Source organism: Bacillus sp. JJ1474 (assembly GCF_036965225.1).
Classification (GTDB): Bacteria; Bacillota; Bacilli; order Bacillales; family Cytobacillaceae; genus Cytobacillus.
Window position 1 is genome coordinate 1 of record NZ_JBALPC010000088.1, and the last position, 12,878, is coordinate 12,878.

Sequence of the window (12,878 nt, forward strand, 5' to 3'; positions counted from 1 at the left end):
CTATTTCCCTGACTATAGGATGCTCACTTCTTCCTGCATAACTATTAGAGTGAAAACTCAGTCCGATCACGATAATAGTTAGAAAAAGGCTAAATATATTTTTTCTCATTATTCTTTTGTCTCCTTTTGGATCATTTCTTTTATTTTTTGTGAAATCAGCACTTAATACTCAGATAAAAAGATTAAATAAAGTACAACACATTAAATCAAAGTCATAATGTTTCAACGCAGGCATACATTTTAAATAGAAACATGCTAGTCCAAATAGAAAAGCGGAGAGCACCCGCTAAGTAGGAACACAGACTAAAAACGCCACGTCCTGCGGCAACGTCTGCATGACCCNNCTCAAGCATAAGACAAGCCAGCGAGAAGGTTGTCCTTTAACCTTCTTGATGGATTGGCTTATGACCTCGAGCCGATGGTGCTCGAAGCTAGACAGGAAAAGTGGAGAGCACCCGACTAGGAAAAGCCATATAGGAGGATCAACGCATTGGAAACGATTCTAGCTTTTTTACCGAAAAATATTTCAGAAAAAATGATGCATATTTCCCCTCCACAATTAAATGAATTGGAAGAGATACGTGTACGAATTAATCGCCCGCTTGAATTAACGATTAAAGGAAAACCACAATTTCTACCCTATGTTGTAAAGCAAGAGGATGCTCTGAATTTGTTAAACAAGATTAGCCATTTTTCTATTTATACCCTTGAGGAAGAATTACGCAGGGGTTATATCACGATTGAGGGCGGACATCGTGTCGGTTTAGCAGGAAAAGTCATCCTAGAGAATGGAAGTGTAAAGGCTATAAGAGATATTTCTTCCTTTAATATCCGTATTGCCAGAGAACAAATTGGGATAGCAGATAAATTGATTACGAACTTGCTAGAAAATGGCTCTTGGCTTCATACGATGATCATTGGACCGCCGCAAACGGGAAAAACAACATTGCTTCGTGATATTGCAAGAATCATTTCAAGCGGCGACAAAAATAATCGGTTTGCAGCCTACAAGGTTGGAATTATTGATGAGCGATCTGAAATTGCAGGAAGCGTGAATGGCATTCCTCAAATGACATTCGGTCCGCGAATTGACGTTTTGGATGCTTGCCCAAAAGTGGAGGGCATGATGATGATGATTCGTTCAATGAGTCCTGAAGTACTCATTGTTGATGAAATCGGGAGAAAAGAAGATGCAGAAGCGATCATGGAGGCTGTGAATGCAGGAATTAAGCTCATCATGACAACACACGGAAACTCCTTAGAAGAAATACGAAAGAGGCCCACGATGAAGCCTGTCCTAGAAATGGGAATATTTCAGCGGTTTATTGAGTTAAATAGGAAAAATGGCCCTGGAACTGTAGCTGGCTTAAGGGATGGGAATGGAAAAGGGATTATAAATGAAGTGAGAGTGACCTAAATGATGAAATTAATTGGTGCCGTCTTTATTATCGTTGCCACGACATGGGCTGGTTTTGAAGCATCTAGGCATCTGCATGAACGGCCTCGCCAGCTTAGGCAGTTGAAATCAGCCTTACAGTCATTAGAAGCTGAAATTATGTATGGGCATACTCCATTGCATGAAGCGGCAAGGAGGCTCTCGGTTCAATCGGCAAAGCCATTATCCTGGTTCTTTGAAAATTTCGCAATAAAACTAACAAATACTGAAACAACGGTAAGGGATGCATGGGAGCAAAGCCTAAAGGAAATTTGGAAGATGACCGCTTTGAAACAAGGCGAGTTTGAAATAATGAAACAATTTGGAGAAACATTAGGCCGCCATGATCGAAAGTCGCAGCAAAAGCAAATCATGCTGACATTATCTCACTTAGAACGAGAAGAGAACGATGCCTACGACAAACAAGCCAAATATGAAAAGATGGTGAAAAGTCTAGGATTTCTATCAGGATTGTTATTAATCATTTTATTAATGTAAATGACGGAAACACTTACTTGGAGCGAAGCATGCTGCTTGATTTTCATAGGAGGGAAAAGGATGGGCCTTGAGGTTGATATTATTTTCAAAATTGCGGGTGTCGGAATTGTTGTCGCTTTTCTGCATACCATTCTCGATCAAGTTGGAAAAAAGGAATATGCCCAGTGGGTGACACTGTTTGGATTTATTTATATTTTGTTCATGGTTGCCTCCATTGTAGATGACCTATTTCAGAAAATTAAATCGGTGTTTTTATTTCAGGGCTAAGGGAGGTCTTTGCCATTGAAATTATGCAAATAGTCGGAGTCGCACTTGTAGCAACCTTTCTTGCATTAATTGTAAAGGAACAAAAGCCAAACTTTGCTTTTTTGCTCATTGTATTTGTTGGCTGTGCGATTTTTCTTTTTTTAGTCGATCAAATTTATGCCATTATTCACATGATTGAAAGAATTGCAGTCAATGCAAAAGTGAACATGATCTATATTGAAACGATCTTAAAAATTATTGGCATCGCTTATATTGCTGAATTTGCGGCTCAAATTACGAAGGATGCAGGACAAGGAGCAATTGCTTCAAAAATTGAACTAGGGGGAAAAATTCTTATCCTGGCAATGGCAATTCCGATATTAACTGTCATGATTGAAACGATTATTAAAATGATACCTAGCTAAATAGATGTGCGGCATTTTTCTTAAATGAGGTGTAACGGATGGAGCAACGGCTGCAGAAAATATTATTTCTCAATCTACTATTCTTCTTTTTACTAATACCAAGTGTACAAGCCTCTCCGCAAACAGAAGAAGTAAATAAAACAGTAAGTCCGCAAGCGCTTGTTAATGCTCAGTTGGATTCTCTCAATATAGATGAATTAAAAAGCTTTTGGGAAAAAATCAGCAGTGAGTATGGAGGTTTTTTGCCTGAAAGCCAAAAAGGAAGTCTATATGAATTTCTAAAAGGAGAGAAGAAATTTTCCTTTAAAGACTGGTCATCAGGGTTCTTGAAATTTATCTTCCATGAATTTATTGTCAATGGAAAACTATTAGGATCACTAATATTACTAACAATATTCAGTATGTTTCTGCAATCTCTGCAAAACTCCTTTGAAAAGAGTACAGTCAGCAAGGCTGCTTATGCAATCGTATTTATGGTTCTAATCATCTTGGCATTAAACAGTTTCCATATAGCCATTAGCTATACTCAGGAAGCAATTGATACGATGATTTCCTTTATACTTGCGCTTATTCCTTTATTGCTCGCTTTAATCGCCTCGTCAGGGGGGCTTGTATCCGCTGCATTTTTCCATCCAGTCATTCTATTTTTAATGAATATGAGCGGTTTATTAATTCAATATGTTGTATTGCCTTTAATGTTTCTATCGGCATTGCTCAGTATTGTCAGTGTCATGTCTGATCACTACAAGGTGACTCAGCTCGCAAATTTATTGCGAAATTGGAGTATTGCCCTGCTTGGTCTGTTTTTAACAGTATTCTTAGGAGTTATTTCGGTTCAAGGAGCTTCTGCTGCTGTAACAGATGGTGTGGCAATTAGGACGGCTAAATTTATTACCGGCAATTTCATACCGGTGATCGGCAGAATGTTTACAGATGCTACAGATACTGTCATTAGTGCCTCTGTCTTACTAAAAAATACAGTAGGAATTGCTGGAGTAGCCATCCTAATTCTAATTGCGGCATTTCCCGCAATCAAAATTCTCATGATTGCGTTTATATATAAATTTGCGGCTGCTATTTTACAGCCTTTAGGCGGCGGGCCTATTATCTCCTGCCTTGACATTATTAGTAAAAGTGTCATCTATGTTTTTGCTGCACTAGCTGTTGTTTCCCTCATGTTCTTTTTAAGTATCACTGTAATCATTGCAGCTGGAAACTTGACGATGATGGTCAGGTAGGGGGTAAGCGAAATGGGTTTTATTAAAGAATGGATTACAAATATTATTTTATTTGTCCTATTAGCCACAGTGATCGATATGCTGCTTCCAAATTCAAATCTGCAAAAGTATACAAAAATGGTGACAGGGCTTTTACTGATTGCCGTTATATTAACACCAGTATTAAAGCTCATTTCAAATGATTTCGAAAAAGTGCTTGCTTCTGTACCAGCAATAGAAGGTCCGGGAGAAAAAAACTTAGAAAATTCAATTGAAATGAAGAAAAGAGAAATACAAGCCTGGCAAGATGCATATATTCTAGAAGACATGGCTGTCCAATTAGAAAAGCTAGTGGAAGAGGAGCTGATGGCACAGTATCAATTAGAAATTTCAAGAATTGATGTTGAAGTTAATGAAAAAGCCGATAACACTTTCCCGGAAAACCTTCAAAAAGTAACAGTGCGTTTGAAAGCTAAAGACGAAAAAAAGGAAGCTGTTGAAGTTGTTAAAAAAGTCGAAATCAATGCGCGGGAATCTCTTCCTTCGAACAGTCCAAACAGCGGAACTGAAAAAATCACCTCTCTATTAGCGGAAAAATGGAATGTGAATGAAGAAAAAATTGAAGTTCGGGTAGAAGGAGGGAAGTTAAAAAAGGATGGATAAAGATAAAGGGCCTTTTACATTATTGAAAAAATGGCTTTCTAAAGACGATCAGCCTGATAAAAAGCCTGGGAAGTATCAATATTTGCTTCTTGTCCTCCTCTTTGGGGCAGCCATTATGCTAATTAGCAATATGTTCTTTAATGATAAGTCTTCAAATGCAAACATACCTGTCATGAATAATCAGCAGGAAGCGAATGAGGAAGAGGATGTACCAGCATTTGGCCAAAAGAAGAAGGCAGGCAATGACACGATTGCTGCTTATGAAAGGGCATATGAAGCCCAGTTGAAGGAAGCACTCGATGCCATCATTGGTGTAGAGGATGCGACAGTAGTTGTTAACGTTGATGCGACTGAAGCGAAGATCCTCGAGAAGAACAGAACTAGCAAGACTCAAGTTACAGACGAAACCGATCGTGAAGGCGGAAAGAGAAATGTCGAGGATATTTCAAATGAAGAGCAGCTAGTCATTACAAGAAGAGGAGAAGAAGAGGTTCCAATTGTAATAGAAACAAAGAAACCTAAAATTAGAGGGGTTCTGGTCGTTGCAAAAGGGGCTGATAATATACAAGTAAAAAAATGGATTATAGAAGCAGTAACGCGTGTCTTGGATGTACCTAGCCACAGAGTTGCGGTAATGCCAAAAAAAACTAAGGGGGATTCATGATGTTATTAAAAAAACAAACAGTCTGGTTATTAACGATGCTGAGCTTAGTCGTAGTCTTGTCGGTGTATTATATTACCTCACCTGAGCAAAATGGTCAGAATTTGGCCAATTCGCCTGAAAAAGCTGAGCAGTCAAATGAACCAGCAGCAACAGAGAATTTAGACGATAGCGAAGTCATTACCAATGCATCTGGTGATGAAATGTTTGAAGCTTTACGCCTAAAGCTTAATGATGAGCGCAGTAAAATGATTGAAGAGTTATCAGCTAAGATGGCCAATACCCAGCTTCCTGCTGAGGAAATCAGCGCCGCAAAAGATCAGATTGACCAGCTGGATGCCCTTGCTAAAAAAGAAGAAATGCTAGAAATGTTAATTCGCTCAATGGATTACGAAGATGTACTAGTGCGTGCAGAGGGGAAAAATGTCCGTGTGACTGTAAAAGCGAAAGAACTTTCCCGTTCAGCTGCAAACGACATTATTCGTGAAGTAAATAACGAAATTGGCGGTCTTCAAGCAGTTACAGTTGAGTTTAAAGCTCCAAAGTAAATAAATTTGATAGATTCAAAAATAGCGGAACCCATGGGGCGCCGCTATTTTTCCTGTAGCTTAATTAACTCTTCCATTGATTTATTTGCATTTGCTGCAGCATGAACCAAATGCTCATGGTGTTGTGTCTGTAAACCGACTGTTGCGGAAAGCTCTTGTAAAGCTGAACAAGTTTGTTCAATCACAGAACTAAATTCGTTAACAGACTTACTGATGGACTTAGAAGATTCATTAATATCTTTCGTAAGGGAATCATAATTTGAAATATCATCTTTTAGATGACTAAACTTTTGATATACATCTAGAAATGCGACATGTGTTTCATCTGAAAGTGTAAGATTACTGCTGACTTTATTTCCTGCTAATTGAACATTATTTTTCGCTTCATCTGTATTCATCATAATTCTATTAAGATTGTCTGTTATTTGTTTTGCTGTTTTTCCAGTTATATCTGCTAGTTTCCTTACTTCCTCAGCTACGACAGCGAAGCCCTTTCCACTTTCCCCAGCCCTTGCAGCTTCTATCGATGCATTGAGTGCCAATAGATTCGTTTGCTCTGCTATTGCACGAATGCTGGCTGAAAAATGGGAAGTTTCATTCACAAGGTTTGCTAGTGAAGAAATTTCATTATACACTTTATGCATCTCATTATAGGAGTGCTCTAAATCTTTTCTTAGATGATGAACGAGAGAACGTCCCTTTTCTGTGATCTGCTCAGCTTCAATAGAATCATTATGGAGTTTTTCTATAAGCATACTTGCACGATCTGTTAGACCATTAGCACGCTCAAGAGAATGGGTAATGTCAAGGACAGTATCAGTTTGGAATTGAATGCCAGAGGAAATTTCTGCAATAGAATGGCTCATCTCTACTGCTGCCTCATAATTTTCCCGACTCATTTGTTTCACATTTTCAATCATGGAAAAGAGGTCTGTTGAACTGTTTTGAACTGTCTTTTTTATTTTAAAATTATTTTCTAATAATAATTGGGTCTCAATTTGTGCCGAAACTATATGTTCCGATAGTTTATTAGATAAGGTTAGTTGGAAAAAAAGCAGAATAGTTACAAGAAAATAGAGTAAATAAATGGTTACATAATTTTTCATTTCAAGTAGCAGTTGACCGTGATGTAAAAAAGTGAAAACCGTTATCACCGCCAAGCCTAGAACAAAAGCAAGCAAAAGGATAGTTCGCTGCATATAAATAGCGGCCGTGGCAACAACTAAATAAATTAAAAAATAGGCTGTCGGGGATACACTATTTTCCATTATGACAAATATAACGATTGAAACTATTAGAATAGCTAAATATGGAATGAGGGATATTCCTTTTTTAAAATAATGCATGATAGAAACGATTCCGACTCCTGCTCCACCTGCAATAATAATGGAAAGAATGACTGCCAAATCCTTCTTCATCACAATATCGACAATGGCAGCAAGAACGACACATACTAAGGCTGCTTTGATAATTAAGGAATTTTTTCGAATCAAATCTTCTCTTTTTATCTCATGTATCGAACTCATTTTCTAATCTACCCCTCTATTCCTAGTTCATTTGAATTATTATTTCGCTATTTTATTTGAAATTCCTCTGAGGAAATTCACGAATTTTTAACATATCGCTAGAAAATGTGGAAAAAATTCGTTGAGAAAAGGGTAATTGGGCATAATTATTATTCATAGTCGTAATACATTATTGAATTTGAATAAGATTTTATCGTATGATATTAGTAGTTAGTCATAAATTATTCTACGGGTTCATTATTCATCAGGTGAATTAGCCAGGAATATATGAACTCAAGTGAAAACAAGGGGTGCCCAATATGTTAAAAGTACAAGAAATTCGTGAGCTTATTAAGCTTGTCGATCAGTCAAATATTGATGAATTTGTATATGAGCATGAAGGATCGAAAATAAAAATGAAAAAGAATACGGCTGAAGCAGTTGTTGTTCAGCCAGCGAAGATTGCAGTTCAGGAAGTTCAAGTTCCACAGCCAGTACAAACTGCTGCTGTTCAACAGGTTCCAGTTGAAACTGCTGTTCAAGAACCTTTTAAGGAAGCAGAGGCTAATACGAAGAACCTACATAAAATTGTTTCTCCAATGGTTGGAACATTCTATCAATCCTCATCACCAGATTCAGATCCATATGTAAAGGCTGGTTCTAAGGTTTCTAGTGACTCGATTGTTTGTATCGTAGAAGCAATGAAGCTATTCAATGAAATCGAAGCTGAAGTCAATGGGGAAATTGTTGAAGTTCTAGTGAAAGATGGCCAATTAGTAGAATACGGCCAGCCATTATTTTTAGTAAAAGCAGAATAAGGAGCGGTAACAGGATGATTAAAAAACTGCTAATTGCAAACAGAGGAGAAATCGCTGTTCGAATCATTCGTGCATGCCGCGAAATGGAGATTGAAACGGTCGCCGTTTTTTCTGAGGCTGACAAGGATGCGCTTCATGTCCAGCTTGCTGATGAAGCCTATTGCATTGGGCCGACAGCGTCTAAAGATAGCTATTTAAATTTCACCAATATCATTAGTGTCGCAAAGTTAACAGATTGTGATGCAATTCATCCAGGGTATGGTTTCCTAGCGGAAAACGCAGATTTTGCTGAGCTATGCCGTGAATGCAATATTATTTTCGTAGGTCCAACGCCTGAGGCCATTACGAAAATGGGAACGAAGGATATTGCAAGAGAGACAATGAAGGAAGCAGGTGTTCCAATTGTCCCAGGTTCGAATGGAATTATTAAGGATATTGAGGAAGCTAGAGAGCTTGCTAACAAGATTGAATATCCGGTTATTATTAAAGCAACAGCAGGCGGCGGCGGAAAAGGAATACGTGTAGCCCGTAATGAGCAAGAGCTTGTAAAAGGAATTACTATAACCCAGCAGGAAGCTTTAACGGCTTTCGGCAATCCAGGCGTGTATTTAGAGAAGTACATTGAGGATTTCCGCCATGTTGAAATTCAAGTTCTAGCTGATACATTCGGAAATACAGTTCATCTTGGAGAAAGAGATTGCTCGATTCAAAGACGACTGCAAAAGCTATTAGAAGAAACACCTTCCCCAGCATTAGATGGGGAAACACGTGAAGAAATGGGAAATGCTGCAGTAAAAGCAGCAAAAGCAGTTGATTATACAGGCGCTGGCACGATAGAATTTATTTATGATTACCGAAATCGTAAATTTTACTTTATGGAAATGAATACTCGGATTCAGGTTGAGCATCCAGTTACTGAAATGGTAACTGGGGTTGACTTGATTAAGGAACAGATTAAAGTTGCGTCAGGTGAAAAGCTGAATTTTACGCAACAAGATGTTACTTTTAGCGGGTGGTCAATTGAATGCCGAATTAATGCTGAAAATCCAGAGAAGAACTTTATGCCATCAGCAGGGAGAATTAATATGTATCTTCCTCCAGGCGGTTTAGGAGTTCGTGTTGATTCCGCTGCATATCCGGGGTATATGATTCCTCCTTATTATGACTCTATGATTGCAAAGGTAATCACCTATGGGGCAACAAGGGACGAAGCCATTGCCCGAATGAAAAGAGCGTTAAGCGAATTTGTTATTGAAGGTGTGCACACGACTATTCCGTTCCATTTAAAGCTTCTTAGTCATGAAAAATTTGTGGATGGTCAATTTAACACTAAATTCTTAGAAATGTATAATGTTATGCAGAAAGAAGACTAATTGGAGGTGCTGAGGTGAACGAGAATATTCTGGAAATGAGTCATGAGAATAGTGGATTAGGCAAAATTGAAATTGCTCCGGAAGTAATTGAAGTCATTGCTGGTATCGCTGCGTCAGAAGTAGAAGGAGTGGCGCAAATGCGCGGCAACTTCGCTACAGGCGTTGTAGAACGATTAGGAAAGAAAAATCATGGCAAAGGTGTAAAGGTTGAGCTTTCTGAGGACGGTATTAAGGTAGATGTATATTGTTCTATGGTATTCGGCATCTCTATTCCAAATGTTGCCCAGAAAATTCAAGACAATATTCGGCAGGCATTATTGAATATGACTGCACTAGAAGCACAAGAAGTAAATGTCCATGTTGTTGGAATCGTTTTTGAAAATCAAAAACAAGCAGTGGAATATGAGCAGGAAATGTAATTGAATATGAAAAGGCCAAAGACGCCAAATTTGTCTTTGGCTTTTTTACTTGAATCTTCTTTACATAGTTTAAATTTATTCTGTTTTCTGCTAGAGTAATGGTGGGTATAGGTATTGGCTTAACGGGGGAAAAATTTTTTCTTACTCAGTGCTTATTGGACATACTTGTGCTATGATTTAAAATGTATTTTTTAGAGAAGTAAATGGCATAAATGATAATAGCCCATGTAAGTATAAGAAAATTGAGCGTTAACTGAATCTTTCCCTGTTAAAGGAGTTAATAATAGATGAAACGAAGAACAGCAAGAGAAAAAGCATTACAAGCCATTTTTCAAATTGATGTAAGCGAAGTAGATCCAGCCTTAGCCATTGAACACGTTTTAGAGGATTCACCAAGCAATGAATTTCTCAATCAGCTTGTCAATGGAGTTGTAGAAAACAAAGTAACAATTGATGAAACAATTAAGAAAAATTTAGAAAATTGGACATTAGAAAGATTGGGAACTGTAGATCGAAATCTTTTAAGACTATCCGTTTATGAGCTATTATTTTGCACAGATACACCACAAAATGTCGTTATTGACGAGGGAATTGAAATTGCAAAATTATATGGGGATGACCAGTCGAGCAAGTTTATAAATGGAGTTCTTTCCAAGATTAAACAGCAGCTTTGATGATTCAGCAGGTTCCTTTATTAATGATTAGGGGGAAGATGACATGACTGTGAATTTGATTGATGGAAAAGAAATAGCTAGACAAAAAAAATCCTTTATTGCTGAAGAAGTAGAAAAATTAAAAAATGAAGGCATTACTCCGGGACTTGCGGTGATTTTAGTCGGCAATAATCCAGCATCCAGAACATATGTCACGAGTAAAGAGAAAACGTGTAAGGATCTTGGAATGCATTCTGAGTTAATTGAGCTGCCTGAAGGGGTAAGTGAAGAAGAGGTCCTTGGGAAAGTAATAGAACTTAATGAGAACCCAAATATTCATGGGATTCTAGTCCAATTGCCTTTGCCTAAACATATTGATGAAGTGAAAGTAATTGAAACAATTTCTCCAGATAAAGATGTTGACGGTTTTCACCCTGTTAATATTGGAAGAATGATGACAGGCCAGGATGCGTTTCTGCCATGTACCCCATATGGTGTAATGGAAATGCTTGATTTTATTAATGCAGATATTTCGGGCAAGCATGTAGTTGTCGTTGGCCGCAGTAATATTGTGGGAAAACCGGCAGGCCAGCTGTTCCTAAATAAACATGCAACGGTTACATATTGTCATTCCAAAACAACAGATTTGAAAGAATTTACTAGACAAGCAGATATTCTTGTGGCAGCTGTTGGGAAGGTGAATTTCATAACGAAGGAGCATGTGAAAGAAGGTGCGATCGTTATTGATGTTGGAATTAACCGTAATAATGAAGGTAAGCTGTGCGGAGACGTGGACTTCGATGAAGTGAAAGAAGTAGCAAGCTATATTACACCTGTACCAGGCGGTGTAGGTCCAATGACGATTACGATGCTTATGTCCAATACATTAAAGGCCGCTAAGTCCATTCAGCAAAAATTGCAAAGTAAAAATTAATAAATTGTCTAGCTTCTGCCCTTTTCAAATGATGCTTTAGTCCTCTTACACTGCACGCTTTTTACGTGACGGTTTGAGAAACTAAATCTATAATGAAAGGGCAGTTTTGTTGTGGTAACAACTCTAAAGGAGACTATTATGAAAGACCAACGCTATTTATCGGTGAATGCTCTTACTAAATATATAAAAAGAAAATTTGATGCTGATCCGCATTTGCAGAATGTCCTTGTAAAAGGGGAAATCTCGAATTATAAACAGCATTCCAGCGGACATATGTATTTTACATTAAAGGATGAGAAAGCCCGCGTTCTTGCTGTCATGTTTTCAAGCAATAATCGGGGAATGAAATTTTCGCCTGAAAATGGGATGAAGGTTCTTATTAGAGGCGATCTCACCGTTTATGAGCCAAGTGGTCAGTATCAAATCTATATTAAAGAAATGCATCCTGACGGAGTTGGCGATTTATATTTAGCTTTTGAACAGTTAAAAGAACGGCTTGACAAGGAAGGAATTTTTTCACCTCAAAATAAAAAGCCTATCCCGAAATTTCCAAAGACAGTCGGTATTATTACTTCCCCAACTGGAGCTGCAATCCGTGATATTTTGACCACGATTAAGAGGCGTTATCCAGTGGTAAATATCTTAATATTCCCTGCACTTGTACAAGGTTTACAGGCTGCACCATCTATTGTGAAGCAAATACAATTAGCCAATCAATTAAATGAGGCAGATGTGCTTATTATTGGGCGTGGCGGGGGTTCGATTGAAGAGCTTTGGGCTTTTAATGAGGAAGAGGTGGCAAAAGCCATTTTTCATTCGCAAATTCCCATCATTTCGGCTGTTGGTCATGAAACTGATTTTACTATTGCTGATTTTGTAGCTGATTTACGTGCTCCTACGCCAACAGGTGCTGCTGAAATGGCCGTCCCCCATATTGAGGATTTGACAGAAAGAGTTCTAAATCGAGAGTCGCGCTTACTAAGGGCACTTAAGGAACATATGACACTAAAAAGCGAAAGACTTTCAAGAATTCAAAAATCATATGCTTTTCGTTACCCGCAGAAATTGTATGAACAAAAGCTTGAGCAGGTAGACAGATTAGCAGAGCAGCTTGAAAAAGGTTCTAAAAAGCTTTTTGATCAAAAAATTGACGAATGGCAGAAAATACAGAAACGAATACAGCGAAAGCCTTTGAACGATTTAATACTAGCCTCTAAAGAACAACAGGAAAAAATGCAAAAACAGCTAAACAAAGTCATGCTTAATATTTTAGCCGCTAAAGAAAAAGACTTTTCACATAAAATTGCTACTTTAGAAGCATTAAGTCCATTAAAAATTATGGATAGAGGCTATAGTCTTGTATATACAAAGCAAGAAAACTTAATTAAATCCGTTAAACAAATTAAGGAAAATGACCAAGTAAAAATAAAGGTACCTGATGGAATCATTAATTGCCTTGTTACGGAAATAGAGGAGTGAATAC

The 12,878-nt window shown here is 37.9% G+C and carries 15 protein-coding genes; 14 read left to right on the plus strand and 1 reads right to left on the minus strand.

The features are described from left to right. Positions 1-490: 490 nt before the first annotated feature. From spoIIIAA to V7164_RS12840, 8 genes are read left to right on the plus strand one after another with little or no spacing between them, the layout of a single operon-like run. Positions 491-1,417, plus strand: coding sequence for a stage III sporulation protein AA (gene spoIIIAA, locus V7164_RS12805; RefSeq protein ID WP_335354266.1), 927 nt, complete (start codon positions 491-493; stop codon positions 1,415-1,417). Further along, on the plus strand, positions 1,418-1,933 hold the full coding sequence (gene spoIIIAB / locus V7164_RS12810; RefSeq protein ID WP_335354267.1) for a stage III sporulation protein SpoIIIAB: 516 nt from the start codon (positions 1,418-1,420) through the stop codon (positions 1,931-1,933). A 60-nt stretch (positions 1,934-1,993) separates the two neighbouring features. Beyond that, the gene (gene spoIIIAC, locus V7164_RS12815) at positions 1,994-2,200 is read left to right on the plus strand and encodes a stage III sporulation protein AC (protein WP_009794945.1); all 207 of its coding nucleotides are present in this window, start codon (positions 1,994-1,996) and stop codon (positions 2,198-2,200) included. Positions 2,201-2,223: 23 nt separating this feature from the next. Then, positions 2,224-2,604, plus strand: a complete 381-nt coding sequence (gene spoIIIAD / locus V7164_RS12820) for a stage III sporulation protein AD (protein ID WP_335344107.1) — start codon at positions 2,224-2,226, stop codon at positions 2,602-2,604. Positions 2,605-2,642: 38 nt separating this feature from the next. Then, entirely contained in the window at positions 2,643-3,842 is a 1,200-nt protein-coding gene (gene spoIIIAE / locus V7164_RS12825) for a stage III sporulation protein AE (RefSeq protein WP_335354268.1), read from the plus strand. Between the two features lie 12 nt (positions 3,843-3,854). Beyond that, positions 3,855-4,484, plus strand: a complete 630-nt coding sequence (gene spoIIIAF, locus V7164_RS12830; RefSeq protein WP_335354269.1) for a stage III sporulation protein AF — start codon at positions 3,855-3,857, stop codon at positions 4,482-4,484. Further along, complete coding sequence (spoIIIAG, locus tag V7164_RS12835; RefSeq protein ID WP_335354270.1) at positions 4,477-5,148, plus strand: stage III sporulation protein AG; 672 nt, start codon at positions 4,477-4,479, stop codon at positions 5,146-5,148. Before spoIIIAF ends, spoIIIAG begins: the two co-directional genes overlap by 8 nt. Continuing rightward, positions 5,145-5,693 (plus strand): SpoIIIAH-like family protein, encoded by a 549-nt coding sequence (locus V7164_RS12840; RefSeq protein ID WP_335354271.1) that lies wholly within the window; start codon positions 5,145-5,147, stop codon positions 5,691-5,693. The genes spoIIIAG and V7164_RS12840 overlap by 4 nt, the downstream gene beginning before the upstream one ends. Before the next feature lie 44 nt (positions 5,694-5,737). Here the strand turns inward: V7164_RS12840 and V7164_RS12845 are convergent, their stop codons facing one another. Next, a complete protein-coding gene (locus V7164_RS12845) occupies positions 5,738-7,219 on the minus strand; it encodes a methyl-accepting chemotaxis protein (protein ID WP_335354272.1) in 1,482 nt (493 codons plus the stop codon). Between the two features lie 299 nt (positions 7,220-7,518). Between V7164_RS12845 and accB the strand changes: the two genes are divergently transcribed. The 6 genes from accB to xseA all read left to right on the plus strand — a co-directional run bounded on the left by accB (position 7,519) and on the right by xseA (position 12,874). Further along, positions 7,519-8,016 (plus strand): acetyl-CoA carboxylase biotin carboxyl carrier protein, encoded by a 498-nt coding sequence (gene accB / locus V7164_RS12850; protein WP_335354273.1) that lies wholly within the window; start codon positions 7,519-7,521, stop codon positions 8,014-8,016. A gap of 14 nt (positions 8,017-8,030) precedes the next feature. Then, positions 8,031-9,389 (plus strand): acetyl-CoA carboxylase biotin carboxylase subunit, encoded by a 1,359-nt coding sequence (accC, locus tag V7164_RS12855; RefSeq protein WP_335354274.1) that lies wholly within the window; start codon positions 8,031-8,033, stop codon positions 9,387-9,389. Between the two features lie 35 nt (positions 9,390-9,424). After that, positions 9,425-9,808, plus strand: a complete 384-nt coding sequence (locus V7164_RS12860) for an Asp23/Gls24 family envelope stress response protein (protein WP_335344137.1) — start codon at positions 9,425-9,427, stop codon at positions 9,806-9,808. Positions 9,809-10,095: 287 nt separating this feature from the next. Continuing rightward, positions 10,096-10,482: a transcription antitermination factor NusB gene (nusB, locus tag V7164_RS12865; protein WP_335354275.1), complete on the plus strand. Its 387-nt coding sequence runs from the start codon at positions 10,096-10,098 to the stop codon at positions 10,480-10,482. Positions 10,483-10,525: 43 nt separating this feature from the next. Continuing rightward, positions 10,526-11,395 carry a bifunctional methylenetetrahydrofolate dehydrogenase/methenyltetrahydrofolate cyclohydrolase FolD gene (gene folD, locus V7164_RS12870; protein ID WP_335354276.1) on the plus strand — a complete coding sequence of 290 codons (870 nt, stop codon included), beginning with the start codon at positions 10,526-10,528 and terminating at the stop codon, positions 11,393-11,395. 138 nt (positions 11,396-11,533) lie between these two features. Further along, entirely contained in the window at positions 11,534-12,874 is a 1,341-nt protein-coding gene (gene xseA / locus V7164_RS12875) for an exodeoxyribonuclease VII large subunit (protein WP_335344117.1), read from the plus strand. Positions 12,875-12,878 lie beyond the last annotated feature (4 nt).